Annotated in this window: 26 protein-coding genes and 1 pseudogene; 15 read left to right on the top strand and 12 right to left on the bottom strand. The window is 64.4% G+C overall.

Going from position 1 to position 24,153, the window contains the following annotated elements; translation table 11 throughout:
* From IVB23_RS35865 to IVB23_RS35850, 4 genes are all read left to right on the top strand, one after another.
* Positions 1–954 carry an ABC transporter permease gene (locus tag IVB23_RS35865; protein WP_082822263.1) on the top strand — a complete coding sequence of 318 codons (954 nt, stop codon included), beginning with the start codon at positions 1–3 and terminating at the stop codon, positions 952–954.
* Positions 955–956: 2 nt separating this feature from the next.
* Entirely contained in the window at positions 957–1,835 is an 879-nt protein-coding gene (locus IVB23_RS35860; protein ID WP_061882840.1) for an ABC transporter permease subunit, read from the top strand.
* A 20-nt stretch (positions 1,836–1,855) separates the two neighbouring features.
* Positions 1,856–2,587 (top strand): aspartate/glutamate racemase family protein, encoded by a 732-nt coding sequence (locus IVB23_RS35855; RefSeq protein ID WP_197967733.1) that lies wholly within the window; start codon positions 1,856–1,858, stop codon positions 2,585–2,587.
* Between the two features lie 368 nt (positions 2,588–2,955).
* Positions 2,956–3,450, top strand: coding sequence for a hypothetical protein (locus IVB23_RS35850; protein ID WP_197967663.1), 495 nt, complete (start codon positions 2,956–2,958; stop codon positions 3,448–3,450).
* 180 nt (positions 3,451–3,630) lie between these two features.
* On the opposite strand, the gene IVB23_RS35845 is transcribed toward IVB23_RS35850, so the two are convergent.
* Both IVB23_RS35845 and IVB23_RS35840 read right to left on the bottom strand, forming a co-directional pair.
* On the bottom strand, positions 3,631–4,026 hold the full coding sequence (locus tag IVB23_RS35845) for a hypothetical protein (RefSeq protein WP_061882843.1): 396 nt from the start codon (positions 4,024–4,026) through the stop codon (positions 3,631–3,633).
* A 103-nt stretch (positions 4,027–4,129) separates the two neighbouring features.
* The gene (locus tag IVB23_RS35840) at positions 4,130–4,489 is read right to left on the bottom strand and encodes a hypothetical protein (RefSeq protein ID WP_082822264.1); all 360 of its coding nucleotides are present in this window, start codon (positions 4,487–4,489) and stop codon (positions 4,130–4,132) included.
* Here IVB23_RS35840 and IVB23_RS35835 point away from each other — a divergent pair.
* Positions 4,446–4,748 (top strand): hypothetical protein, encoded by a 303-nt coding sequence (locus tag IVB23_RS35835; protein WP_247805036.1) that lies wholly within the window; start codon positions 4,446–4,448, stop codon positions 4,746–4,748. The two genes, IVB23_RS35840 and IVB23_RS35835, sit on opposite strands and share 44 nt — an antisense overlap.
* A 28-nt stretch (positions 4,749–4,776) precedes the next feature.
* On the opposite strand, the gene IVB23_RS35830 is transcribed toward IVB23_RS35835, so the two are convergent.
* The 3 genes from IVB23_RS35830 to IVB23_RS35820 all read right to left on the bottom strand — a co-directional run bounded on the left by IVB23_RS35830 (position 4,777) and on the right by IVB23_RS35820 (position 7,531).
* Positions 4,777–6,471 (bottom strand): PAS-domain containing protein, encoded by a 1,695-nt coding sequence (locus tag IVB23_RS35830; RefSeq protein ID WP_247801713.1) that lies wholly within the window; start codon positions 6,469–6,471, stop codon positions 4,777–4,779.
* 117 nt (positions 6,472–6,588) lie between these two features.
* The gene (locus IVB23_RS35825) at positions 6,589–7,119 is read right to left on the bottom strand and encodes a gamma carbonic anhydrase family protein (RefSeq protein WP_061882845.1); all 531 of its coding nucleotides are present in this window, start codon (positions 7,117–7,119) and stop codon (positions 6,589–6,591) included.
* An 82-nt stretch (positions 7,120–7,201) separates the two neighbouring features.
* On the bottom strand, positions 7,202–7,531 hold the full coding sequence (locus IVB23_RS35820; RefSeq protein WP_061882846.1) for a hypothetical protein: 330 nt from the start codon (positions 7,529–7,531) through the stop codon (positions 7,202–7,204).
* Between the two features lie 222 nt (positions 7,532–7,753).
* Between IVB23_RS35820 and IVB23_RS35815 the strand changes: the two genes are divergently transcribed.
* Entirely contained in the window at positions 7,754–8,461 is a 708-nt protein-coding gene (locus IVB23_RS35815) for a hypothetical protein (protein ID WP_247801711.1), read from the top strand.
* Positions 8,462–8,771: 310 nt separating this feature from the next.
* Here the strand turns inward: IVB23_RS35815 and IVB23_RS39515 are convergent, their stop codons facing one another.
* Both IVB23_RS39515 and IVB23_RS35800 read right to left on the bottom strand, forming a co-directional pair.
* Positions 8,772–10,178 carry an invasion associated locus B family protein gene (locus IVB23_RS39515; RefSeq protein ID WP_346659130.1) on the bottom strand — a complete coding sequence of 469 codons (1,407 nt, stop codon included), beginning with the start codon at positions 10,176–10,178 and terminating at the stop codon, positions 8,772–8,774.
* Between the two features lie 271 nt (positions 10,179–10,449).
* Positions 10,450–11,304 carry an AraC family transcriptional regulator gene (locus IVB23_RS35800; RefSeq protein ID WP_082822266.1) on the bottom strand — a complete coding sequence of 285 codons (855 nt, stop codon included), beginning with the start codon at positions 11,302–11,304 and terminating at the stop codon, positions 10,450–10,452.
* Positions 11,305–11,545: 241 nt separating this feature from the next.
* Here IVB23_RS35800 and IVB23_RS35795 point away from each other — a divergent pair, with 241 nt between their 5' ends.
* The 4 genes and pseudogenes from IVB23_RS35795 to IVB23_RS35785 all read left to right on the top strand — a co-directional run bounded on the left by IVB23_RS35795 (position 11,546) and on the right by IVB23_RS35785 (position 15,293).
* Positions 11,546–13,672, top strand: coding sequence for a molybdopterin oxidoreductase family protein (locus IVB23_RS35795; RefSeq protein ID WP_247801710.1), 2,127 nt, complete (start codon positions 11,546–11,548; stop codon positions 13,670–13,672).
* 2 nt (positions 13,673–13,674) lie between these two features.
* Positions 13,675–13,767 (top strand): annotated as a pseudogene (locus IVB23_RS39510) (ferredoxin); the annotation flags it as partial.
* The gene (locus tag IVB23_RS35790; protein WP_246515631.1) at positions 13,768–13,980 is read left to right on the top strand and encodes a ferredoxin family protein; all 213 of its coding nucleotides are present in this window, start codon (positions 13,768–13,770) and stop codon (positions 13,978–13,980) included. It abuts the pseudogene before it with no gap.
* On the top strand, positions 13,977–15,293 hold the full coding sequence (locus IVB23_RS35785) for an FAD-dependent oxidoreductase (RefSeq protein ID WP_247801708.1): 1,317 nt from the start codon (positions 13,977–13,979) through the stop codon (positions 15,291–15,293). Before IVB23_RS35790 ends, IVB23_RS35785 begins: the two co-directional genes overlap by 4 nt.
* A 399-nt stretch (positions 15,294–15,692) precedes the next feature.
* Here IVB23_RS35785 and IVB23_RS35780 read toward each other — a convergent pair whose 3' ends face one another.
* Together IVB23_RS35780 and cysE are read right to left on the bottom strand one after the other, a co-directional pair.
* On the bottom strand, positions 15,693–15,911 hold the full coding sequence (locus tag IVB23_RS35780; protein ID WP_007602550.1) for a DUF3126 family protein: 219 nt from the start codon (positions 15,909–15,911) through the stop codon (positions 15,693–15,695).
* A gap of 135 nt (positions 15,912–16,046) precedes the next feature.
* Positions 16,047–16,871, bottom strand: a complete 825-nt coding sequence (cysE, locus tag IVB23_RS35775; RefSeq protein WP_028180886.1) for a serine O-acetyltransferase — start codon at positions 16,869–16,871, stop codon at positions 16,047–16,049.
* A gap of 279 nt (positions 16,872–17,150) precedes the next feature.
* Between cysE and IVB23_RS35770 the strand changes: the two genes are divergently transcribed.
* Positions 17,151–18,509 carry a hypothetical protein gene (locus IVB23_RS35770; protein WP_247801706.1) on the top strand — a complete coding sequence of 453 codons (1,359 nt, stop codon included), beginning with the start codon at positions 17,151–17,153 and terminating at the stop codon, positions 18,507–18,509.
* 341 nt (positions 18,510–18,850) lie between these two features.
* Here IVB23_RS35770 and IVB23_RS35765 read toward each other — a convergent pair whose 3' ends face one another.
* Positions 18,851–19,264, bottom strand: a complete 414-nt coding sequence (locus IVB23_RS35765) for a hypothetical protein (protein WP_247801670.1) — start codon at positions 19,262–19,264, stop codon at positions 18,851–18,853.
* 107 nt (positions 19,265–19,371) lie between these two features.
* On the opposite strand from IVB23_RS35765, the gene IVB23_RS35760 reads away from it, so the two are divergent.
* Together IVB23_RS35760 and IVB23_RS35755 are read left to right on the top strand one after the other, a co-directional pair.
* Complete coding sequence (locus IVB23_RS35760) at positions 19,372–19,908, top strand: LysR family transcriptional regulator (RefSeq protein WP_247801669.1); 537 nt, start codon at positions 19,372–19,374, stop codon at positions 19,906–19,908.
* A complete protein-coding gene (locus IVB23_RS35755) occupies positions 19,881–20,306 on the top strand; it encodes a LysR substrate-binding domain-containing protein (RefSeq protein WP_247805021.1) in 426 nt (141 codons plus the stop codon). The genes IVB23_RS35760 and IVB23_RS35755 overlap by 28 nt, the downstream gene beginning before the upstream one ends.
* A gap of 57 nt (positions 20,307–20,363) precedes the next feature.
* On the opposite strand, the gene IVB23_RS35750 is transcribed toward IVB23_RS35755, so the two are convergent.
* Positions 20,364–21,119 carry an alpha/beta hydrolase gene (locus IVB23_RS35750; protein ID WP_247801667.1) on the bottom strand — a complete coding sequence of 252 codons (756 nt, stop codon included), beginning with the start codon at positions 21,117–21,119 and terminating at the stop codon, positions 20,364–20,366.
* Between the two features lie 116 nt (positions 21,120–21,235).
* Positions 21,236–22,372, bottom strand: a complete 1,137-nt coding sequence (locus tag IVB23_RS35745; RefSeq protein ID WP_247801666.1) for a hypothetical protein — start codon at positions 22,370–22,372, stop codon at positions 21,236–21,238.
* Positions 22,373–22,683: 311 nt separating this feature from the next.
* Between IVB23_RS35745 and IVB23_RS35740 the strand changes: the two genes are divergently transcribed.
* Together IVB23_RS35740 and IVB23_RS35735 are read left to right on the top strand one after the other, a co-directional pair.
* Complete coding sequence (locus IVB23_RS35740; protein WP_008562814.1) at positions 22,684–22,929, top strand: zinc-finger domain-containing protein; 246 nt, start codon at positions 22,684–22,686, stop codon at positions 22,927–22,929.
* A 19-nt stretch (positions 22,930–22,948) separates the two neighbouring features.
* The gene (locus IVB23_RS35735) at positions 22,949–24,151 is read left to right on the top strand and encodes an FAD-dependent monooxygenase (protein WP_061882856.1); all 1,203 of its coding nucleotides are present in this window, start codon (positions 22,949–22,951) and stop codon (positions 24,149–24,151) included.
* Positions 24,152–24,153: the final 2 nt, after the last annotated feature.

The raw sequence follows: 24,153 nt of genomic DNA, 5'->3' as shown, positions 1-24,153 counted from the left end.
ATGTCGGAAGAAGTTCTGCAACAGGCAACCCCGGGCTTGATCCCGGGGTCGGGCACAGCGCGCGCCGCAAAGCCGACGCGCTTATCGCCGTCCTTCATCTCCTGGCTCCAGGCCGGGCCGATGATGCTGGTGTTTCTCGCCTTCTTCCTCATTCCGCTCGTCTTCGTCGTCATCGTTTCGTTCTGGGACTACAACGAATACCAGCTGCTGCCGGCTTTCTCCGGCCGCGGCTACACCGACACGTTCGAGGGCTGCCTCGCGCAGCTCCCCGATCTCTGCACGATCGGCAAGACCTATCTGAAGACGCTGAAGCTGTGCTTCATGGTCTGGGCCATCACGCTGTTCATCGGCTTCTGGGTCGCCTATTTCCTCGCGTTCCACGTCAAGTCCAAGACCTGGCAGATGGGACTGTCGCTGCTCTGCACGATCCCGTTCTGGACCTCCAACGTGATCCGCATGATCGCCTGGATTCCGCTGCTCGGGCGCAATGGCCTGGTGAACTCGGGCCTGATGAAGACGGGCCTGATCAACCATCCCGTGGAATGGCTGCTGTTCTCCGAGTTCTCCGTCGTGCTGGCGCTAGTGCACCTCTTCACCTTCTTCATGGTGGTGCCGATCTTCAATTCCATGGTGCGCATCGACAAGTCGCTGATCGAGGCGGCCTATGACGCCGGCGCCACCGGCTTCCAGACCCTCGTCAACGTCATCATTCCATTGGCAAAGCCCGGCATCGTGATCGGCTCGATCTTCGTCATCACCATCGTGATGGGCGACTTCATCACCATCGGCGTGATGGGCGGCCAGCAGATCGCCGCTGCCGGCAAGATCATCGAGACGCGGGTCAACGCGTTGCAATTCCCGGCCGCCGCCGCGAATGCGGTGATCCTGCTCGCGATAACCTTCCTGATCATCACGATGATGTCCCGGATCGTCGACATCAAGAAGGAGCTCTGAGCATGAGGGAAGGACGTCCGCGCTCTTTCTACGTGCTCGCGATCTTCTTCGCGGCCTATGTGCTGTTCCTCTACGGGCCGATGATCGCGATCTACGTGCTGTCGTTCCAGGGGCCGCAGGGCGGCCTCACCTTCCCGATGAACGGCGTCTCGACCTTCTGGATCGCGAAACTGTTCCAGGGCACCGGCATCGTCGATCTCGGCGCGGCCTTCCGCCGCTCGCTGCTGCTTGGCCTCGTCGTGATGGTCCTCACCGTCGTGCTGTCGGTCGCCGCAGGCATGGCGTTCCGCCGTAAATTCAAGGCGCAAAGCATCCTGTTCTATTCGGCGATCGCGAGCCTGATCGTACCCTCGATCATCACCTCGCTCGGCATCTCGCTTGAATTCCGCATCATCGACGATCTGATCAAGGCGCATTGGAACGAGAATTTCGAAACCTCGATGGGCCTGCTCACCTCCGGGCTTGGCGCGCATCTGACCTGGACGCTTCCGTTCGGGCTTCTCATCATGTTCGCGATCTTCAACCGCTTCGACCCGCGCCTCGAGGAAGCCGCGCGCGATCTCGGCGCGACACCGTGGCAGACCTTCCGTCATGTCGTGCTGCCGATCATCCTGCCGTCGGTGATCGGCATCGGCCTGTTCGGCTTCACGCTGTCCTGGGACGAACTCGCCCGCTCCAGCCAGGCCATCGGCGCGGTGAATACATTGCCGCTCGATCTGCAGGGACTCACCACCACCGTGACGAACCCCGACATCTATGCGCTCGGCACTGTGATCTCGGCGGTCTCGTTCACCGTGATCTCGCTTGCGCTCGGCACCATCCACGTGCTCAACAAGCGGCAGGCGGCCAAGGGCTCGGACGCCGGCAAGGGGCTCGTCTGACAGGGGACTTGTCTGATCCGATGCGGCTTCACGTCGTCAACCCCAACACCACCGCGTCGATGACGGCGAAGATCGCCGCTGCGGCGCGCAGCGTCGCCCTGCCCGGGACGGTGATCGACGCGCGTCAGCCGGCGATGGGCCCGGTCTCGATCGAGGGCTTTTACGACGAGGCCTTCGCAGTCCCCGGCATGCTCGGCTGCATCCGCGAGGCCGACCGCGACGGCGCGGACGCGCACATCATCGCCTGCTTCGACGACACTGGCTTGGATGCCGCGCGCGCCGCCGCGAAGGCGCCGGTGATCGGCATCGGCGAAGCAGGCTTCCACGTGGCGAGCCTGATCGCCGCACGCTTCGCCGTGGTGACGACGCTCGGTGTGTCCATCGTGCCGATCGAGCACAATTTGCGGAAATACGGCCTCGCCGAGCGCTGCGCCCGCGTCCGGGCGGCCGACGTGCCGGTGCTGGCACTGGAAGAGCGCGACACTGATGCACTCGGTAAGATTTCGGCGGAGATCACTGCCGCGATCCGCGACGACCGCGCCGAAGCCATCGTGCTCGGCTGTGCCGGCATGGCCGACCTCGCCACTGAGCTCGCCGCCACGCACGGCCTGCCCGTGGTCGACGGCGTCACTGCTGCGGTGACGCTGGCGGAATCACTGGGGCGGCTGGGGTTGAAGACCTCCCGGCTCGGGCCCTATGCCGCGCCGCGATCGAAGCCCTATGATGGATTGTTGTCGCAGTTTCGGCCGTAGGCGCAGCACCACATATCTATGGACGGCGTGAGCAAAGGGTCCGTGTGCCCGGCCCGCACCCACACCGCGACGGTCGGCCTCGCCTGCCGATTCTGATGCGGAATCACTGACGAGCGCAGCCCCGACGACCGGGATCAGCAACGTGTCCTCAGGCGGACGCCGGCGCCCTGGATTGAGCGAATCTCGTGAAAACGCCGCGGAAAAGGTGTTATTGAACCTTTTTCTGCACCCGCCCGTCCCATAAATCCCAACCAGCCTCTTTTTGGTCCTATTCCTTGCCGAAACCTAAGGCTTTCGGGACGCCCCGGTGGCCCTCTGGGTTGCCGGTCTTCGCCATTCGCCAAGTTTCCATTTGGGTTTTGTCAGCGATGATCGATCTCGCCCGGGACACACCGTCCACCTCCCTGCTTCGCCTTGGGGGTCAGCCCATCGCGCTGACCGCTGCAGCCCTCTTGCTCCTGATCGCGGGCGTGACTTCAATCGCGATCTGGCGTGCTTATACCGGCGCCGCCCCTGAGAGCGATCGCATGGTGGCATCGCGGCAGCTCCAGGCCCGCGCGGCCCAGGCGTCCGAGCAGTTGGTCGAGAAGACCAAGGGTCTGGAGGCGACCCAGCAGGAATCGATCGACCAGCTCCAGGTGGTGCAGGATCAGCTCCTGACCATGAAGCGGCTGCTCGCCGCGCAACAGGCCGATACCAAGCGTCTGTCAGATCAGGTTGCCACCCTGAACGAATCCATCGACGGCTTGCGGCAGTCATTTGCCAGTGCGCGGGCGACCGAGGTCGAGACACCGTCGGTTACCCGCAGGAAACCGGCGCGACACCGCGTCCAGACCAGCGCGCGCAAGCGGTCGCGCGGCTGAGCCGACAGCCGCGGGAACTTTATTTTCGCCACTTGTGAACTGGATCACATTCGCCCGTAGAATTCCGCGCGATGCTGGCGCCTACCGGATGGCGTGAGCCGATTTCAATATCCGGGGCTGGCAAGGTCGTTGACGGTATACTGCGTCAACGGCCTTGTTCTTTAACAGGTTATTCCGGTCTCACTCGCAGACGTCGACCCGGCGGTACCGCCATCCCGACGGCGTCATGACGCGCTTCCGCGCGACATAGCAGCCGCCGTAGCCGTCGTTGTAGCCGGGGCCGTCATAGTAGGGATCGCCGTAGTAGGGATAACCGTAGCCGTAATAGCCGCCGTAGTAGCCGGCACCGACGAAACCCGCGCCGATTGCGACACCTGGCCAGAAGCCGCCGCCATGCCAGTGGCGATGCCCCCAGCCTCCCCCATGGAAGCCACCGCCGCGAAAGCCTCCACCATGGAAGCCGCCGCCATGGAAGCCTCCACCATGTCCGAAGCCGCCGCGCGCCTCGGCCGCCTGCGGCGCCAACAGTCCGAACGCCGCCACAGTCAGCGCCGTCACGATCATCTTGCGAAACATCACTCGATCCTCCGCGTGGACACACTCCACGCTTCAAAGCCGGACCAAGCTAACGTCAGTTGGGAACTCGTGACAGCCACGCTGTCTCACTTCCGCGCGAGCGTCAGCAGCCGCGGCAGATGCTCTTGATTTTCCTGTCGAGCTGCCGGTTCTCGGCATTGACGGCGGCATCAGCCGCCTCACCTCCGCCGGTGCCGGTCGTGACTCCGGAGCCAGGGCCGGATGATTGAGCCGTACCCAGGCTGTTGAGACCCGGCGGTGGAACTGGCGAATTGGCAAAGCCTCCGGTCGACCCGACCGAGCCTCCAGTCGATCCCACTGAGCCTCCGGTTGGTCCCACTGAGCTTCCACTCGATCCGGCAGAGCCGCCGGTCGTTTGCGCGAACGATAAGGCGGGCAAGGCCGCGAGTGCGAGGATCATGATCGTAGTCTTGATTGAACCACCTGCAGACGATCTGGCCATCGGAAATCCTCCTTTGCCGGTCAACGGCCGCTATCAAGAGCTGTTCCGAAACAAATGCCGTCACATCAGCTTGAAAGCGAGGGAAGCAAATCACGATGATCGATCGCGATCCCTTTGCAGAGGGCGAGCGCGCCGCGCGCGAAAATATTCCGGCCGAAGCCAATCCTACCTCAACGGCAGCGACGAACATGCACTCTGGGCCGCCGGTCACGAGAAGGTGGCAGGCGCGATCGAAGCGCGCAAATCCGAGGGACGCTGAGGGCCCGCTCCGTGGCGAACGCCGGCCGCTATGCCGCCGCCGCTGGCCGCTCGGTCCGATCCTCGACCATGGTCACGAACATGTGGGACTCCTCACCGGCGCCCCCCACCTGGATGCGGCGGGCGCAGATGACGCGGCGCCCGCGGACGGGATTATCGATCGTATCGATGATCGGCTCGAGCTGCTGCCTCTGTGCGAGCAACTGCTGGTCGCGCCGCTCGATCAGTTCGGCAGCCTCGGCGGAGAACAATTCCCGCGCCGTCTTGCCGATGATCTCGCCGCGCGACATGCCGATCATCTTCTCGGCGGCCTTGTTGACGAAGACGTAGCGCAGATTGCGCGCATCTTGGGCGATGATGCCCTCAGCCACGTTCTCGATGATGGTGGCGAGGAAGCGCTCCATCCGCTCGAGAATGCGTTCGCGCTGGCGCTGTTCCGTGACGTCCTCCTGCACCGACACCCAGCCGCCGCCGTCCATCGGGCGCTCGTAGATCTTGATGATGCGGCCGTCGTTCAAGGCGATCTCGGAGGCCGCCGGCTGGCGCTTGGCGATCCGGTCGAGAACCGCCGCGACGTATTTCGTGACGTCGCCGCTGAACAATCCGCTCTCGACCCTGTGCTGGAGGATCTCCTCGAGGCTCGACCCGGTCTGGATCGTCTCCGGCAGATTGTAGATCTTCCTGTAGTTGGCGTTCATCGCGACCACGTTGGCCTTGCCGTCGAGCATGATCAATCCCTGCGGCATGCTGTTGATCGCGGCCGAAAGCTGCCACTTCTTGGCCTGGTATTTGTCGTTGAACTTGTCGCGCTCGGTCATGGCCGCGTCCCGCGCCTGCGCGGTCCCGAGCTCGAGCTCCTCGAGCTCGAAGATGCGCGCCACCGCGTCGCGGAAATTCTGCACAGCGCGCGCAAGATGACCGATCTCGTCGTGACGGGAGAGATGCGGCACCTGGCTCTTGACGTCCCCCCGTGCGATCCGGTCGGTCGCGTGCGTGATTTCGGACAGGGCACCGACGACCGAGCTGCGCATGACCACGACGTTGAGCGCCGCCAGCATCAAGGCGGCGAGTCCGAGCACGAACAGATAGGCGGCCGCGTAGCGGTTGCTGTCGGCGAGTTCGTCCGCCTCGCGGGCACGCTGCTGGTAGATGCGCTCGAGTTCCTCGATGTCGCTGTTCAGCTTGCTGCGCACGGTGCGGTTGGCGTCGTTGTCGCCCCATTCGCGCGCCGCGGCCGAGCCGATCTCCACTCCGCGCCGCACGAGCTCCTGACGGAAATCGATGAACTGCTGGATCCGCTGCCGGAAGCTCGAGAACAGTTCGGCGTCATCATTGCCGACGTTCTTCTCCATGTTCTTCACGGCCTCGGCAAGCTCACGGTTGCGCCGCAGCAGGCCGTCCGCGAAGTGCTTCATCCTGGCACGATCCGCCGTCATGTAGATGCCGCGCGACTCCATGACGATCGCATAGATCAGCGCATTGATGCGTCCGACGTTGATCGCTGCCGCAGCCGAGGACGCATGCATGTGACGATAGGTCGTCTGCAACCGCACCGACTGGACCGACATCACCAGCAGGAAGACGGTGACGATCGCCAGGAAGGCGGCGATGCTGTAGACCTTCTCCGCGACCGTCAGCGTGTCGGCGCCGCGCGCGAATTTTACAAACTTCTTCAATAATTTGGTTCCGGCACCGAAGCCTGATCCCAGCGCCGCCGCGGCCATGGCGACGCTCCTCCTGGTTGAAAACGCCCAACAATAAGCGTGATCGCACTAGCGGAGGATTAAGCTGGCCGCCGGTATTCTTACGGGACGGAGCGAGCCGCGCCCCCGCGCCGGATCTCAGCCGATCCGCTTCAAGCCTTTCCTGAAGCGCGGTCCGTTGGCCACGTAGAACCTGGCCGCACTGCCCATCTTCTCCACCTGCGTGTCGTCGAGCGTACGGATCACGCGCGCGGGCGAGCCGATGATCAGCGAGCGCTCGGGGAACTCCTTGCCCTCGGTGATGACGGAGCCGGCGCCGACGATGCTGTTGCGGCCGATCCTGGCGCCGTTCATCACGATCGAGCCCATGCCGATCAGCGCGCCGTCCTCGATGGTGCAGCCATGCAGGATGACATTGTGGCCGACCGTGCAGTTCCTGCCGACGTGAAGCGGAAAGCCGAGATCGGTGTGGCAGGTCGAGCCGTCCTGCACGTTGGCGCCCTCCCCGATCTCGATCCACTCGTTGTCACCGCGCAGCACGGCGCCGAACCAGACGCTCGCACCCGGCTTCAGGCGCACGCGGCCGATCACGGTCGCGGTCTCCGCGATGAAATAATTGCCGTCGGCGGGAAGATCGGGCGCCTGCCCGTCGAGCTCGTAGATCGCCATCAAGGTCTCCTGTCGGGTTGACCCAGCCATAGCGAAACGACAGCCCCAACGCAAAGGGCCGCCCGCGCCCAGAGTGTGGGCCTCAGACCAGAATGCCGGCCGCGCGCAGCGTCATCAGAAAGAAGGTGCCGCTCATCATGCTCCAGAAGCCGGCGATGACGGTCGCCATCATCACGAATTCCACGCGGCGGCTTTCCACTCGCACGCCGCGCAGCGTGTTGCGCATGATGATGAAGGGCGCGGCGAACACCAGGAACGGAACCGCCGCGAAAGTTTTCGGCGCCACGCCCTCCTGCAGCAGGCCGAAGCCGGCGGGCCGCTGCGCGAGCGCTTGGTAGCCGTTCACGAGTGCGCCAGCGAGCGCGAAACCGATGCAGATCGAGAAGAAAGTATTGAGAGCTTCGGGTGTCATCGGAACAGTCCGCATTTACGCAACGCCGGAGCCTACCTGTGACAAAGAGTGCCGGTTAACGCTACATTATCCTTAAGGGAAGGTTAACGCGGCCGGCCGGTCCACGCAGGGCCGTCCCCGCCTCCCCGCAGCCGGGAATGCTCCGCGAAACCGCCCTCGCGTGGCATATTCGCCGCTGATTCGTCGGCCATCGGCCGACCTCCGGCTCGACTTGCGCAATTCATGACGGTGTTTTCGGCAGCTCCCCTCAGGTCCCCCCGCACGCGCACCCGCGCGCATGTCGTCCCGATCGTGCTCGCCGGCACTGCCGCGGCATGCGCGGTTGCGCTCGTCGCCTATTTGTTGTGGCCAACCTGGGGCCCCAGGGGCGCCAACGCCCCGGACAAGCTGCCGGTGAGCATCGGCGGCACGCTGTTCAACCTGCCGGTGACCGCGATCCGCATGAAGATCCAGCGGCACTCGGGACCGCAGGAGCGCATCGATCTCGACTTCCTGTATCCCTCGCTGGAGCCGCCCGGCGCGCCGAAGCACGTCACCGCCGACACGGTGGAAGCGGCGGTGCCATCGATCGACCGCATCTTCCTGTCGATCGCGGCCCATCACGATGCGCTCTCGCCCGAGCAGCGGACGGCCACGATCTATCCGCGCTATCTCGATCAGGCCGGGACCATGCCCGTGGACGGGCTGACGATGCGGATGTTCCGCACCGACACGCCTTATGGAAGCGAGGATCTCTATTCCGCGGCAAACCCCGCACTCACTGCGCGCTGCACCCGGGATGCGGCCACTCCGGGCATGTGCCTCTCAGAGCGCCGCATCGGCGGCGCCGACCTCACCTTCCGCTTCCCGCGCAGCTGGCTGTCGCAGTGGCGTGACGTGGCGGATGCGATGGACAGGCTGACGGAGCAATTGCGCGGGCCGCGGGGCTGAGCGCGGCTGCCGCCGGCCCGAGATCAGCTGGCAGGAACAAAACTTCGAAAACAACCCCATGCACAGTAGCCAAGCGCTTGGCGTGATTTCGCTATTTTTAGATGCTTGGTCATGCCCTGATCGGGATGATGCGGCAACACATTTCATCACCCCCGACAGTTCAGAAACTTCGTATTTGTCGAAATGGAATTTGACTCGTCGGGCAAAACAGGGGCAGAATGGCACGATGGGGATATTGATTGGTGGTGCAGGGCAGTAACACCGCAATGGCTGGTCACGGCACGACGTCCGGCCTGGCACTCCGTATCGCTTATTCCTCATCTAGCCCGAAATCAAAGGTCTGCGCCGGCGCAGCCTTGCGCGCTGCACCAAACTGACTGATCGGCAAACTTATCGAAGCCGAGGATGAGTTCAGACTGGTTAGCTCCAGCTTGAGGTTCTGTCCGTTTTCCAATTCAGCAATTAGCGGTCGATCGACTGCGTCTGCCGCGATGCAGATGTTTGTGAGGCACCAATTAAAGGGGATTTGCGTTGACCGGCCCTGATCTACCTTCACATTGACCCCCTGCTGCAAATTCGCTCCCTGAGGAACGAAAATCTGTAGGCGAGCCCGACCATCGGCACGCTCGATAAGGTCTACGCGTACAATCACCTGATCCAGATCGTCCACGCCGGTCGATGTGGTCCGGCATATTTCAGTCTTGTCGGACGAAACGAAGCAAAGCTTTTGCCAGCTCGAGTAATGAATATTCTGAGGTAGACTCAGTTTAGGGGGCGCTAATGTGGGCTGCTGCCCCGAGGCATCGCGTTTGTTGACTTGCTGTGGCGGGCTGCCGGTGGCCGAATGGGCCTCCAGAAACTGCGCGACAAGCGGTGACCATATCGGCACTGCGTCCGGAGAATCGATCATGAAATGGCCGTCACTTCCGAACGAGGGCAGCATTTTATATTCTGCGTTCCCTCCCGCCTCTACGAACGCATCATGCATGCGTTTCGTAAGTTTCGGGCCGAAATAGCTATCGTTCTCGGCGTATATCCATAACATCGGTACTCGCGCCGTTCGGCCAAATTCGCCTGCAGCTGCGACGAGCTTGTCGGGGGCGCAATTGTTGTTTGGCTTGCCATCTACCCTGCCTCCGCGCCCAGCTGCAAAGGTGATCACCGCCTTGACTGACGCAGGATTGAGACTGGCAAGGGCAATGGATCCCCATCCGCCCCCCGATTGGCCGACGACGACGACTTTACCGGGCAGGACCATCCGCTTCTTGCTCATGTAGTCAATGACCCATTCATTCAGGGTCGCGATCGCCAATCCGGGCCCACGGAAATTTGGATTGTCGCAGCTGCCGACGTGCGCAAACACCGCCCCGTAAAGTCCCTTGTCCTTATCATCGAGGCTGCTCGCTCCGTACCTTATCGGCGAGATGACTACATAACCACGGCGCGCGAACCAGCGTGCGGCTTCCCGGTACTCGACCATCGGAAACATCGTCCGCTCTTGAGCACCGAGAGAAATGCCGTGGTTCATAATCACCAAAGGGAAAGGCCCGTCACCGATCGGCCTGACCAGATAGGCGAGGACCGGCAATGAAAACGGCAGGGCCCAGATCTCTTCTTCGATTTTTGGAGATGTGGCAGCCTGATCCGCCAATGCCGGTGGGCTGGCGACCGGCAGAAATGCGAGGAAGAGAAATGCAAGGAGGAGGCGCTTGACCATCTTCATACCTCCATAGCTCAAGCATGCCCTTGTTGGGCTGAGCGCCGATTTCTCGACCTGGAGCTTCCATTGGGCTGGGCGCCGATTTCTTGATCTGGATCAAGCTCCCATCGCGAGAGCACCTTCCCAACATGCGAAACGCGGGCTGGCTTCCAACATCGCTTGGCGTCAGAGCACGGTTAAGGAGTTGGTCGAACCGATCCACGGCTTGGCTTTATTATCCAACCCGGATCAACTGAGACGTGGCCCCAGCTCGCCAAAGTCGGCGCGCTCAGTCCCGCCCCTTCTGCGCCCGATACAGGCTCGGCGTCGTCCCGACCGCCTTGCGGAAGGCGCGGTTGAAATTAGCCTGCGACGAAAATCCCGCGGCAAAGGCGATGTCGACCAGCGGGCGATCGCTGGTGGACAGGAGCCGCTTGGCGAGATCAAGACGCTGACGGCTAACATATTCATGCGGCGCGCTACCCGTCGCGGCCTTGAAGCTGCGGGAGAAATGCGCCGGGCTCATGCACGCCACCGAGGCCAGATCCTTCACCGTGACATCGCGCTCGACGGATGCGTCGATGAACTCCGTGACGCGCGACAGGCGCCTGGCATCGAGCGGCTTCTGGACGGCATACGACTGCTTCAGCCGGACTGACGTTGCCGCATAGCTGTGCACCAGATGAGCCGACAGGGCCCGTCCCAGGCTTTCGACCAAAAGGCGGCCGGTGGACGTTTCCTGCTCGAGCTCGGCGAGGATCCGGGTGGCGACATGCTCGATGAACATGTCTTGATCGATGGCCTCGTAGCGGATCGACATTCCCGACGGATCGATGTCGAGATCCCGGAGCATGGTGTCGTCGAACGGCTGTCCGGGAAGAAAGATATGCAGGCATTCCTGCATCTGGTTCTCGACGCGGATGAAATCCTCGCGGATGCCGGCCGGACAGAGCCACACGGTGCCCCTTCTGCCGAAAGTGCGCTGCCGCATGCCCGCGCCTTCCCGGTCGACGACCGAGCTGCCGCGCAGCAGGATGGCGATTTCGGTGTCGCGCGGCAATTGCGGGGGAAGATCGCCCGGCTCATGGCTCCAGCGCTCGGCCAGGAGATGCCCCCACCGCCGGTCGTTGGACGTCTGAAGCATTCTGCCGGTAACATATTTATCGACAGAGTTGCCAAGCATACCCATCGGAAATCTCCGCCAGATCACGCGATGTGTGGGCAGAAAGGTATTGCCGGGTCCAGCAATTACCATGCCAGAGATCCGGCGGTGCGTCCACCGGCCGAGAGCAGTCCGGGACAACAACACCGCACATTTTGAAAAGCCAGACTGCGCCCGGCCGCCGCATCCTTGGTCGTCTTGAAATCAGGAAGCGGAGAGATCCATGGCAAGGACCACGGTCATCGGCGCGTGCCCCCACGATTGCCCGGACACCTGTTCCATCCTGACCACGGTCGAGGATGGCAAAGCCATCGCCGTCCGCGGCAATCCCGATCATCCGTTCACGCGCGGACGGCTTTGCGTCAAGGTCAACAACTACGAGGAGCGCGTCTACAGCGACAAGCGCGTCCTGTATCCACTCAAACGCGTCGGACCGAAGGGCACCAGGCAGTTCCAGCGGGTCTCCTGGGAGGAAGCGGTCGCGACCATCGCGGCGCGCTGGACATCCGTCATTGCCGAGCACGGCGCGCAGGCGATCCTGCCCTACAGCTATCTGGGCACGCAGGGCGTCATCAACGGGCTGAACGTCGGCGATCCCCTCTTCAACAAGCTCGGCGCGACCGTTCTGGAGCGCACCTTCTGCGATTCCGGCTCTTGCACCGCGTACATGATGACGATCGGGCACACGCCGGGCGTCGATCCCGAGAGCTTCGTGCACTCGAAGTACATCATCCTGTGGGCCTGCAACACGCTGAGCACGAACTCGCATCACTGGCCGTTCATCGAGCAGGCGAAAAAGGCCGGTGCCAAGCTCGTGGTGATCGATCCGGTCCGCACTCGCACCGCACGCCTTGCCGACTGGCATATTCCGATCCGTCCCGGCACCGACGCTGCGCTGGCGCTCGCGATGATCCACGTCATCATCAAGGAGAATCTGGTCGATCGCGACTATATCGACAAATACACCGTGGGCTACGACGAGCTGGCCGAACGGGCGTCCAGCTACACACCCGAATTCGCCTCGCAGGAAACCGGCATTCCCGCCAGCGACATCGTCAAGCTGGCGCGGGAATATGCGACGACACCTCCGGCCGTCGTGCGCATCGGCGTCGCGGTCGAGCGGCATGCCGGCGGCGGTCAGACCGTGCGCGCGATCGCCTGTCTTCCGGGACTGATCGGCGCCTGGAAGCACGTCGGCGGCGGGCTGCTCCAGCTCCCGATCTGGGCGTTCCCGGTCCGATGGGACGTGCTGATGCGTCCCGATCTCCAGCCGGAGAAGATGCGCGTGCTCAATTCCTGGCGCCTTGGAGCTGCGCTGACGGGCGAGCTCGGCTTCGATCCGCCGATCAAGGCGCTGTTCGTCTACAATGCCAATCCAATGGCGATGGTGACCGAGCAAGGCAAGCTCGAAAAGGGATTGGAAGGCGAGGATCTCTTCACCGTCGTCAGCGAGCACTTCCTGACCGACACCGCGAAATACGCCGACATCGTTCTGCCCGCGACCACCCAGCTCGAGCAGAAGGACATCATGTTCTCCTGGGGGCATCTCTATCTGTCGTACAACAACCAGGCGATCGCGCCGCTCGGCGAGGCCGTGTCCAACACCGAGCTGTTCCGCCGGCTCGCGCGCGCGATGGGCATCACCGATCCCTCCTTCTTCCGGAGCGACGACGAGATCATCGAAGACTCCCTCGACTGGAGCAGCCCGGTGCTCGCAGGCATCACGCTCGACGATGTCAAGGCCAAGGGCTATGCGCGCCTCAACATGCCCGCGCCGGCCGACTGGGCGCCGCACCGCGAGGGCAATTTTCCGACCGCATCGGGGAAGTGCGAATTCAAGTCGACGATCGCCGGCGGCGGCAACTTCGTGGTGCCGCTGTTCCGCCAGGGCTACAATGGCGACCAGGATGCCGCGCCGGTCGATCCCCTGCCCCACTACATCCCGCCGAACGAGAACCCGCGCACCGCGCCCGTGCTCGCAACGCGCTATCCGCTCAGCCTGATCTCGCCGAAGAGCCACGCCTTCCTGAATTCGAACTACGGCAACCTGCCGGCGCAGACCGCGCAGGCGGGCGAAGAACAGGCGGTGCTGCTCAATCCGGACGATGCGGCACAGCGTGGCATCGTCGCGGGCGCGCCGATTCGCGTTTTCAACGACCGTGGCGCGTTCGAGGCGTTCGCGACCGTTTCGGCCGACGTCATGCCGGGCGTGGTGGTGGCTCCGTCCGGTTACTGGCAGCGGTCCAATCGCCGGGGCGCGACGGTTCACGTGCTGACGCCTCCCGCCTTCGCCGACCTCGGACGTGCCCCGACATTCTCGGACATCCTCGTTCAGGTCAGCGGGGCCTGACGATGACATATGTGGTCACCGACAATTGCCGCGGCTGCCGATACACCGAATGCGTGACCGTCTGTCCCGTGAAGTGTTTCCACGTCGACGACGCCATGACCTACATCGATCCGGAAAACTGCATCGATTGCGGTGGCTGCGCGCCGGCTTGCCCGGTCGGCGCGATCGAGCCCGACTATCGCCTCGCCGCGGACAAGAAGTACTGGATCGACGTCAACCGCAAGCGCGCAACCGAGACTCCCGTCATCAGTGCGCGCCTGCCGGCTCTGCCGGGGGCCGATGAACGCAGGCGGGCGCTGGGCCGATGACGGGATCCGTCGCAAACGAAAACCGCATCGCCATCGTCGGCAGCGGACCGAGCGGCTTCTACACCACCGAGGCCCTGTTGCGCTCGGGCGTGCCCTTGACGGTCGACATGTTCGAGCGGCTCCCGGTACCGTACGGGCTGGTGCGGTTCGGCGTGGCCCCCGACCATCCGAAGCTCAAGCAGGTCACAACGGCCTTCGACCGGATCGCCACCATGCCCGGGTTTCGCTTCATCGGCGGCGTGACCATCGGAGACGACGTCTCGATCGACGAACTGCGCGAGGCCTATGACGCCGTCGTGCTGGCAACGGGCGCGGAACTGAGCCGCGCGCTCGACATCCCCGGCGAAGCACTCCCGGGCAGCCACACGGCGGGCGATTTCGTCGCGTGGTACAACGGGCATCCGCAGTTTGCGGATCTGCGGTTCGATCTTCATCATGACACCGCGATCGTCATCGGCCATGGCAACGTCGCTCTCGACGTGGCGCGCATCCTCGCCAAGAGCGCGGACGAGCTGCGCCGGACCGACATCGCACGCCACGCGCTCGAGGTGCTGGCTGAGAGCCGGATCCGCGAAATCCACGTCGTCGGCCGCAGCGGACCGGCGCAGACCAGATTCACCGCAAAGGAACTGCGTGACTTTCTCGAACTCAACACATGCGATACATGCGTCGACATGCGCAACGTCAGCTCCGATGAATTCGAGCCGCCATCTCCCGACGATCCGGAGCTGACCGAAAAATTGTCGTTGCTGCGCGCGTTCTCGCAGGCCGCCGTGACGAAGCCGCGGCGCTGCGTTCTTCGATTTCGTCTGTCACCCGTCGCGCTCCGCGGACGAGACCGCCTGGAGGCCATCGCGTTCAAGCAGGAATCGGGCGCTGTCGAGGACATCGCATGCGGCCTCTCGCTCAGCAGCGTCGGCCGGAAGACCACGCCGGTGGCTGGGGTTCCCTATGACGCGCATCGCGGCGTGCATGCGAACGTCGACGGACGCGTCGCAGCCGATGGTTCGGTGATCGAGGGCCTCTATGTCTGCGGATGGAGCAAGCGCGGGCCGAACGGCACGATCGGCACCAATCGCGGCTGCGGGATCGCGACCGCAGAGGCGGTCCTGGCGGATATCACCCATCGACGGCCGCGCTCGGATACGCCTGACGCACTGCTTGCGCGCCTAACCGGCCGCGGCGCACGCATCGTGAGCTATCCGGATTGGGCCACGATCGACGCGGCCGAAAAGCGCAGGGGAGCCGCGCTCGGCAAGCCCCGGGAGAAGTTTGTCACGATTCCCGACATGCTCGCGGCCGTGGGCGCGTGACGGAGAACCGTGCACGGACCGCGAAGCTAACGGCATCATTGCGAGCGCAGCGGAGCAATCCAGAATCTCTGCGCGGAAAAATTCCTGGATTGCTTCGCTGCGCTCGCAATGACGATGGGGAGCGAGCTCAGCTCGATCGTCGATGCGTGCCCCGGACGCAGCGCAGCGTCTCCCTGGCGATGCGAAGCATCGTCCAGTGACGGTGCGCTGCTGAGCCGGGGCCTATGTTGCGGAGATGCGTCGTGCGGCTTCCTGAGTCCCGGCTCTGCACCGCAACGCTGTAAGCGCGTCTACGCGCGTCCTCGACGCGCTATGGGGCGTTGCAGTACGTCCGGGACACGAGAGAACGCCGCGCATGGCGAAGACTCAGCTCCGCTCGCGACGACGGCGTACCAACAGCTATTCCTGATCGACGAGATCGTCCTCGAGGATGGCCATCTGGAACTGGAACGAGCGATCATCGTCCTCGTCGTCGACGAAGAGCACACCGATGAACTCCTCGCCGATATAGACTTCGGCGGAATCGTCCTTCTTCGGCCGCGGCACGACGCGGATCTTGGGATTGCCGAATACGCGCTTCAGATACGCGTCGAGCTTCCTTACTTCCTTGACGTCCACGGCAAGTCTCCAATCGAAATCTAACGTGGCGGGGTTTTAGGACGAGACGCGACGAACCGCCAGCATGAATTGCCAAAGAATTTGGGGACGACAAGGGCCGGAGAATCCGGCCCTTCGCGAGCATCAAAGTCCGTCTTACAGCCCCATGGCGTTGATCATCTGATCCATGGTGCGCGAAGGCTCGGCGCAGCCGGCTTCGCCGACGATCTTGGCGGGCACGCCCGCGACCGTGACGTTGTGCGGCACCGGCTTGACCACGACCGAGCCGGCGGCGATGCGGGCGCAGTGGCCGATCTCGATGTTGCCGAGGATCTTCGCGCCGGCGCCGATCAAGACGCCGTGACGGATCTTCGGATGACGATCTTCATTCTCCTTGCCGGTGCCGCCGAGCGTGACGCCGTGCAGGATCGAGACGTCGTCCTCGATCACCGCGGTCTCGCCGCAGACGAAGCCGGTGGCGTGGTCGAGGAAGATGCCGCGGCCGATGCGCGCGGCGGGATTGATGTCGGTCTGGAACACCGCGGACGCGCGGCTCTGCAGATAATACGCAAAGTCCTTGCGGCCCTTCAGATAGAGCCAGTGCGCGAGGCGATGGGTCTGGATGGCGTGGAAGCCCTTGAAGTAGAGCAAGGGATCGATGAAGCGCGAGGTCGCGGGATCGCGATCGTAGACGGCGACGAGATCGGCACGGAAGGCGTTGCCGAGATCGGGATCGTCACGCAGCGCTTCGTCAAAGGTCTGGCGCACCAGATCGCCCGACAGCGCGGAGTGATCGAGGCGGTCGGCGACGCGATGGACCACGGAGTCTTCGAGGCGGCTGTGGTGCAGCACCGTCGAATAGATGAAGGTCGCAAGCTCGGGCTCGCGGTGGACGATGTCCTCCGCCTCGCCCCGGATCCGATCCCAGATCGGATCGAGCGATGCGAGCTTTCCTCCCGGATTGACCTGATGCACTGCCATGCGATTTGCTCTCTCGAATTGGCCTCTTTTACCGGCTGTATAGCACAGTCCAGGCGACAAAGTCCTGACGGGCTTGCCTCAGGAGTGAACAGCACCTTGCCCCACGGGGCACGCTAAGGCTTTGAAACACAAGCATTTCTTCTGACGCCCCCAGGCGGCTAGGTCGGCTCAAGGTGGTCAGAGTTCTGCCAAATTCAAGCGGGGCGGCATCAAACTATTGGTGAATTCTCTCCAAGCCGCTATTGCAGGCGAGGTCCGAACGAGGGGCACGGAACCGATTTGACCATCACCACCGATCAATTGCGCGCACGCGCCGCTGATACGTTTTGGCTTCGGCTCGCGGCGGCGGCCCTGCCCCTCCTGATGATCGCGCCGGCGTTCTGGAACGGCTATCCGCTGTTGCAATGGGATACCGGCGGCTATCTGGCGCGCTGGTACGAGGGCTATCTCGTCCCCAGCCGCTCCACGGTGTTCGGCCTCTATCTGCATTATGGCGAGAGTTTCGGCTTCTGGATCAATCTCGCGGTCCAGTCGCTGGCGACGCTGTGGCTGCTGCAGCTCACCCTTCGCGTGCTCTCGATGATGCAGACCTTCCGCTTCGTCGCGATCAGCCTCGGCCTGATCCTGTCGACCGCGCTGCCCTGGCTTGCGAGCCTGCTGCTCACCGACATCTTTGCAGGACTCTCGGTGCTGTCGCTGTTCCTGCTGGTCATCGGAGGACAGCGCACGGCGCGGCTCGAAAAGATCGCGCTGTTCGCCTTCACCGCCTTTGCGGCGGCGACCCACAGCGCGACGCTCGGCGTGCTGCTCGGCCTCTGCGCCGCCGGCTGGATGGCGCGGCCGTTGGTGGGCAAGCGGCTTCCGCTCGCCGGATTGACACAAGCGAGCCTCAGCATCGTTGCGGGCGGCCTGATGCTGGTGTCGGCGAATTATGCATTGTCCGGCAAGTTGGCCTGGACGCCCGGCGGCTACGGCGTCGCCTTCGGCCGCATGCTGCAGGATGGCATCGTTGCGCGCTATCTCAACGACCATTGCCCGCGCGAACGCTACAAGCTCTGCCCCTATCGCAACGAGCTGCCGGCGAGCGCCGACGAATTCCTGTGGGGCAAGAGCATGTTCAACACGCTCGGCCGCTTCGAAGGAATGAACGAGGAGATGGGCTACATCGTCGTGCACTCGCTCGCGGACTATCCGGCCTGGCAAGCCGGCGCGGCGTTGCGCGCGATGGGACAGCAATTGCTGCATGTGGCGACCGGCGAAGGCACCAATGGCTGGATTCCGCACACCTACGGCATCATCGAGCGCTACATCCCCGCACAGGTCGCGCCGATGCGGGCGGCGCGGCAGCAGCACTGGGACATCGATTTCGTTTACGTCAACTGGCTGCATGTCCCCGTCGCGCTGGCCTCGATGCTGGGGCTGATCCTTCTGCTCGCGCATGCGCTGGCGAAGCGCCGGCTGGACGACCTGACGCTGCTGGCCGCGACGGTGACGCTGGCCTTGCTCGGCAACGCCTTCATCTGCGGCGTGATCTCAGGTCCCCACGACCGCTACGGCGCGCGGATGGTGTGGGTGGCGACTTTCGTGGTGCTGATGGCGCTGGCGCGGCGGTTTGGCGAGGATGCAAAAGCGGGATGAATTTTGGTTTGATCGCGACAACGAGATACGCCCCTCTTCCGCTTGCGCAGGGCTATCGCGTATGACTTTTCGGACGGCCTGAGCAAGCGCCTCGTCTTTCGAGACGACCGCTTTGCGGTCTCCTCAAGACGAGGCTTCGCCAGAGCGGTGTGCTCTGAAACTGCTGCTGCACATTCCGTCCTCATCCTGAGGGCCCGCCGGAGGCGGGCGTCTCGAAGGATGGCCGCAGGCGCGCTTCCCGCTGCTTTTTCTCGTCCTGCCACAGGTCATCCTCGAAATGCCTGTCACTGTAATTATCGTGTCTCACTTCAGGGGGGCAGTCCAGAACGGTCACCGTAATTTCACACCGCCTTGGCGAGCGCGAACAGGCGGAAATCCTCGAGCGCCGCGTGCCGGTGCGGAGCGACTTCGCGACGGTACTCCTCAGTTTCGACGATCGCGCGGAAGGTGGCGAAATCGCCGTATTCATTGATCGCCGCTTCGTCCCAGCGTTCGCCTGGCGAACCGACGATGTTCGCCAGGACCGGAACGGAAAACACCCGCACGAGCGGCTTGCCGGCGGCCAGACGCCGGAATGCCGGCCTGTAGCGTTCATTGAAGGCTTCGCGGCCTGAGCAGGGCGCGGCGTCGAATCCGTCCTCGTAACGGGCCTGCGCGCGGTAGCGCAGCAGATTGAGCATGTAGACCGGCTGGCCGGATGGAATCGCCCGCTCGGCGGCGTCGAGGGCTTGCAGAGTGATTTCGATGGGGTTCATGGGACTTCCCGCGTTTCCAGCGCCGCAGAATGCGCGCCGACGCTCCCTAATTAGTCGTTCGGGAACGGCCCTTGTAGTGACCGCAGAGCCATGACTATGTGGACTCCATGTCCACAACGACTTTGCCTCCCGACCTCTCGCGCCTCCTCGCCTTCGTCCGCGTCGTCGAGGCGGGCTCCTTTGCCGAAGCCGCGCGGCGGGCGGGGACGACCACCTCGGCGATGTCCAAGGCGGTCGCCCGCTTCGAAAAGGCTCACGGCTTGCGGCTTTTGCATCGCTCCACCCATTCGTTGGCGCTGACGGCAGAGGGCGACAGGCTGATGGCGGCGGGACGCGCGTTGGTCGAAAGTCTCGCCCGTGTCCAATCCGCGCTCGGCGACGTCGCGCGCGACGATGGCGGACGGGTGCGCGTGACCGCCCCCGCCTCGTTCGCGCGCGCCTGCATCCTGCCGCGACTGCCCGCGTTCCTGCGGGAACGGCCGGAAATCGAGATCGAGGTCAAATTCCGCAACGAGATTCTCGATCTTGCGGCGGAAGGCGTCGACGTCGCGATCCGCTCGGGGCCCTCGACCGCGCGCCGGGCCATCAGGCGCGGCGGCTTTGCACGTTCTCCTGGATCGCCTGCGCCTCGCCTGCCTATCTGAAGGCGCGCGGCACGCCGGCCACTCCCTTTGAGCTTTCCGCACACGACCACGTCGGCTTCCGCAATCCCGCGAGCGGTCAGATCCTGACCTGGCGCTTCGCCGACCCGCGCGGCAAAGGACCCATTCGCGTCACGCCCAAGCCCAAGCACATCTGCGACGACGCGCATGCGTCGCTCGCTTTGATCGCGAATGGGTTTGGGATCGGCTGGGGGCCAGCGTGGCTCGTTGGCGAAGACCTTCGCGCCGGCCGGCTGGTCGAAGTGCTGGCGCCCTGGCGCGCGCCTGCGGAACCCCTATGGATGCTGCGCACCTCCGGCCGCCGCCCGCCCCTGCGCACACAGCGCGTCATGTCGTTCCTCACCACACTTCCCGCCGCGTTCAGCGACAAGGCGGTGTGAAGCATCGGCCGTCACCGAAATTCAGACGCCGAGAAACTATCTTGGCCCTTTGCCGGCTCAGCCGCGGCGGGAGAGGAAGTCGAGCACGCCGGTCTTGTAGACCTTGTCGCCGACCGCACGCATGTGGTCGCGATTGGGAATGTCGAGCACTTCCGAGCCCGGGATGATGGCGCCGAGCGCGCTGGCACTTCCCGCGACGTCATCTGCGCTGCCGACCGCGATCAGCACCGGCACCTCGATGCGCGCGGCTTGCTGCCTCGTCATGAGATCGCGCGTGCCGCGCAGGCAGGCGGCGAGCGCACGGCGGTCGGAGCGGGTCTGATCGGCAAACGCGCGGAACGTGCGGCCGACGGGATCGGTGACGTCCTCGAGCTCCGGCGCTTCCAGTGCTTTCGCCACGTTCTCGCCGGGCCCTGTGCCCTCGATCAGGCCGCCGATGCCGATGCCGCCGAGGATCGCCGAGCGCAGGCGCTGCGGCTCGTTGAGCGAGAGCCACGCCGTCATCCGTCCCCCCATCGAATAGCCCATGATGTCGGCCTGCGGGATGGCGAGGTGATCCATCAGCGCGAGCACGTCGCCGGCCATGGTCGGGATCGAGTACTGTTCGGGCTCGTAGAGCTTCGCGCTTTCGCCGTGGCCGCGATTGTCGAGCGCAATCACGCGGCGGCCATTCTTGCGCAGCTCCGAAACCCAGGTCGGATAGACCCAATTCACGTTCTTGCTGGAGGCAAAGCCGTGCACCAGGACGATCGGATCGCCCTCGCCTTCGTCGAGATAGGCAATTTCAACGGCGCCGTTATGAAAGCTCGGCATCATCAGTTCCGTGGGGTCTTGTGGGGATGGGTCGATCTTAGAGCATGATCCGGAAAAGTGTGCAGCGGTTTTCCGGCAACATCATGCTCAAACAATAGCCTGGAGCGCGTCGCACTTCAGGCCGTGGTGCCCGCGCTGGCCAGAGCGGCGTCAGCCGCGATCTGCAGCCGGCGAAACCGCCGCGCCCGCCTGCGATCGCACCAGGCCTGGGTCAGGCGCTCGGTCGTCGCCTTGATGGAGGACAGAAGGCCGAACAGCGTCAGCGCCGCACTGAGCAGCCAGAGCGCCAGATCGAACGCGCCGCCAATGAGCAGCAGCGCGCCACGGCCCAGAAGCTTCATGATCGCGCGCGTCTTGCCGCCCTGCGCTTCCGCCAGCCGCGCCGCGCGCGCGACGTCCTTGGGACCCTCGGCCATGCGCAAGGTGTCCATCGCACCGCGCGTGCCGGTCTTTTCGGCGACGCGCGTGACGTCCTTGCCGAGCCGGACCAGCGCACCGGCCTTCTCGGCCCGGAACGCGGCCTTGATCGCGCTCACGGTCTGGCCAGGGCGCAGCACCGAGCCTGATACCACCGCATTCCGGAGCGCCGGCGTGTCGACGACCTCGCGCGCCGACCGGCCGGCCCATGCGGCAAGTCCCTCGCCGAGCCGACCGACTTTGCGCGCATCCTTCACCAGCGTCAGTCCGGCGCGCACCGGCGCTGCACCGCCGACGGACACGTAGGTTGCCGCCGTCACCGCAAGGCCGGCAGCTGCAAGCCCGAGTACGAGACGATCGGTGTCCTCGCCCATGGCAAGATGCTTGCCCTCGCGCACCACGTCCCTGATGTCGCCGAACACGAACAGATCGCCCGCCACCGTTCCCGACAGGCTCGCGACGTCGTCGGCGTTGCCGGTGACGAGACCGGTGGCAAATCGTTTGGCGAAATGCGCGGTGGAGTTCTCCGCCTTGACGGCGTCACTGACGCGGTTCAGCAGGTCGTCAGGGAGCGCGATGTTGCGATCGCGCGCCAGCGCAACGAAGCTATCGGCGAGGTCGGTATCATCCGCGGCGAGCGCGGCCTCGATATTGTCCTGAACCAGCCGGTCGTTCCGCCGCAGCAGCGCATCGAGCTTTAGCTCCGAGAGCGCGGAGGGATCATCCTGGGCAGCGAGGATCGCGCCGGCCTCGCGGGCATGCGGCGCGACCTGCACGAGCATGAAGCTGCACGCCGCGATACCGGTCAACGCTGTGCTGATTCGCAGCCACTTCATGCGGAAAGCCTGGATGGTCCCTTCGGGTCGCTTGCGCCTGACGATTTCGTCCTTCGTCGCAACTTGCAGTCGTCCATGGAGATAGTTTGCCAAAATTGCGACACAACGTCCCCGACGAAAGAAGGGCTTCTCTCAGGCCCCAAGATTGTGTCGAATTTGCATGAGCAAATGAGCATGGGGCAATTGCGAACCTTTCGGTTCCACTGGACTAGCAATCATCTGTACCCGCAAGTATGGTCCGCGGCGCCTCAAAGAGGCCGCGTCAGTTCTTGATTGTGTCTGCCGCCATTGCCACTCCAGGATGAGTTACGATGTCCGACCATGTCGTCCCGCACTTCCATAACGATGCCGGTGTTCCCGTCATCGAGATCGGCTCGCAAGAGTTCATGTGTGTGGGCGCCAACCCTCCGTTCGATCATCCGCACGTCTTCCTCGACCTCGGCAACGACAACGAGATCATCTGCCCCTATTGCTCGACGCTGTACCGCTTCGCGGCCGACCTGAAGCCGGGCGAAGCCCGCCCACCGGAATGCGTCCTGAAGGACAAGGTGGCCTGACCGCTTCCGTCGGTCAGGGGTGGCGCTCTCCCGAACGATTGTCATCGCCGGTGCCGGTATCGGCGGCCTGACGGCCGCGCTTGCGCTCGCGGCCCGCGGCTTCCGCATCGTCGTGCTGGAAAAGGCCGAGCGGCTCGAGGAAGTCGGCGCCGGCCTGCAGCTCTCCCCCAATGCCAGCCGCGTCCTGGTCGAGCTCGGCCTGACCGAACGCCTCAAGGCGCGCGCGGTAACCCCGGAAGCGGTCTCGATCATGAGCGCGCGCGCCGGCGGCGAGCTCTTGCGCATGCCGCTCGGCGAGGCAGCGTCGGCGCGGGCCGGCGCTCCGTATTGGGTGGTGCACCGCGCCGACCTCCAATCCGCGCTGGCAGGCGCTGTCGCCGATCATCCCGACATCGACCTGAAGCTGGGTGCAACCTTCGAGGATGTCGCGCCCCACGCCAAGGGCCTCACCGTCGTCCATCGCAGCGGCACGATCCGCCGCAGCGATCTCGCGAGCGCCCTGATCGGCGCCGACGGCATCTGGTCGACGGTCCGCCAGCATCTGTTCCCCGAGGTGCAACCGCGCTTCTCCGGGCTGATCGCCTGGCGCGGCACGCTCGATGCCGCGCAACTGCCGAAGGACTATGCCGCGCGCCGGGTGCAGCTCTGGATGGGCCCAAACGCGCATCTGGTCGCCTATCCGATTGCCGGCGGACGCCAGATCAACGTGGTCGCGGTGCTGCCCGGCACCTGGAACCGGCCGGGCTGGAGCACGCCCGGCGATCCTGTCGAGGTGATGGACGCCTTTGCCGCCCCGCGCTGGCCGCCGCCGGCGCGGATGATGCTCGCCCCGGTCGACAGCTGGCGGAAATGGGCGCTGTTCGGCGTGCCCGACGGCTGCCCCTGGAGCAAGGGCCCGGTGGCGCTGCTCGGCGACGCCGTGCATGCGATGCTGCCCTTTGCAGCCCAGGGCGCCGGAATGGCGATCGAGGATGCCGCCGTGCTCGCCCGGCATTTGAGCCCTGAGGCCGCCGAGAGCACCACGGACATCGCCGCCGCGCTGACTCAATACGGCCGTGCCCGCCAGGCGCGGGTCCTTCGGGTGCAACGGACCGCGCGGCAGCAGGGCAGGATCTATCATCTCGGCGGGCCGCTCGCGCTCGCACGCGACCTTGCGATCCGCGCGCTCGGCCCGGAGCGCATGCTGGCGCGGCAGGACTGGATCTACAGCTGGCGTCCCTGATG

The organism is Bradyrhizobium sp. 191 (assembly GCF_023100985.1).
Classification (GTDB): domain Bacteria; phylum Pseudomonadota; class Alphaproteobacteria; order Rhizobiales; family Xanthobacteraceae; genus Bradyrhizobium; species Bradyrhizobium diversitatis.
This window is presented reverse-complemented; position numbering and strand designations above follow the sequence as displayed.

Bases quoted from the DNA above. Each gene is read 5' to 3' on its own strand.
- IVB23_RS35865 (WP_082822263.1), top strand. From the start codon at position 1: ATGTCGGAAGAAGTTCTGCAACAGGCAACCCCGGGCTTGATCCCGGGG.
- IVB23_RS35860 (WP_061882840.1), top strand. From the start codon at position 957: ATGAGGGAAGGACGTCCGCGCTCTTTCTACGTGCTCGCGATCTTCTTC.
- IVB23_RS35855 (WP_197967733.1), top strand. From the start codon at position 1,856: ATGCGGCTTCACGTCGTCAACCCCAACACCACCGCGTCGATGACGGCG.
- IVB23_RS35850 (WP_197967663.1), top strand. From the start codon at position 2,956: ATGATCGATCTCGCCCGGGACACACCGTCCACCTCCCTGCTTCGCCTT.
- IVB23_RS35845 (WP_061882843.1), bottom strand. From the start codon at position 4,026: ATGTTTCGCAAGATGATCGTGACGGCGCTGACTGTGGCGGCGTTCGGA.
- IVB23_RS35835 (WP_247805036.1), top strand. From the start codon at position 4,446: ATGATCGTAGTCTTGATTGAACCACCTGCAGACGATCTGGCCATCGGA.
- IVB23_RS35840 (WP_082822264.1), bottom strand. From the start codon at position 4,489: ATGGCCAGATCGTCTGCAGGTGGTTCAATCAAGACTACGATCATGATC.
- IVB23_RS35830 (WP_247801713.1), bottom strand. From the start codon at position 6,471: ATGGCCGCGGCGGCGCTGGGATCAGGCTTCGGTGCCGGAACCAAATTA.
- IVB23_RS35825 (WP_061882845.1), bottom strand. From the start codon at position 7,119: ATGGCGATCTACGAGCTCGACGGGCAGGCGCCCGATCTTCCCGCCGAC.
- IVB23_RS35820 (WP_061882846.1), bottom strand. From the start codon at position 7,531: ATGACACCCGAAGCTCTCAATACTTTCTTCTCGATCTGCATCGGTTTC.
- IVB23_RS35815 (WP_247801711.1), top strand. From the start codon at position 7,754: ATGACGGTGTTTTCGGCAGCTCCCCTCAGGTCCCCCCGCACGCGCACC.
- IVB23_RS39515 (WP_346659130.1), bottom strand. From the start codon at position 10,178: ATGGTCAAGCGCCTCCTCCTTGCATTTCTCTTCCTCGCATTTCTGCCG.
- IVB23_RS35800 (WP_082822266.1), bottom strand. From the start codon at position 11,304: ATGCTTCAGACGTCCAACGACCGGCGGTGGGGGCATCTCCTGGCCGAG.
- IVB23_RS35795 (WP_247801710.1), top strand. From the start codon at position 11,546: ATGGCAAGGACCACGGTCATCGGCGCGTGCCCCCACGATTGCCCGGAC.
- IVB23_RS35790 (WP_246515631.1), top strand. From the start codon at position 13,768: ATGACCTACATCGATCCGGAAAACTGCATCGATTGCGGTGGCTGCGCG.
- IVB23_RS35785 (WP_247801708.1), top strand. From the start codon at position 13,977: ATGACGGGATCCGTCGCAAACGAAAACCGCATCGCCATCGTCGGCAGC.
- cysE (WP_028180886.1), bottom strand. From the start codon at position 16,871: ATGGCAGTGCATCAGGTCAATCCGGGAGGAAAGCTCGCATCGCTCGAT.
- IVB23_RS35765 (WP_247801670.1), bottom strand. From the start codon at position 19,264: ATGAACCCCATCGAAATCACTCTGCAAGCCCTCGACGCCGCCGAGCGG.
- IVB23_RS35760 (WP_247801669.1), top strand. From the start codon at position 19,372: ATGTCCACAACGACTTTGCCTCCCGACCTCTCGCGCCTCCTCGCCTTC.
- IVB23_RS35750 (WP_247801667.1), bottom strand. From the start codon at position 21,119: ATGCCGAGCTTTCATAACGGCGCCGTTGAAATTGCCTATCTCGACGAA.
- IVB23_RS35745 (WP_247801666.1), bottom strand. From the start codon at position 22,372: ATGAAGTGGCTGCGAATCAGCACAGCGTTGACCGGTATCGCGGCGTGC.
- IVB23_RS35740 (WP_008562814.1), top strand. From the start codon at position 22,684: ATGTCCGACCATGTCGTCCCGCACTTCCATAACGATGCCGGTGTTCCC.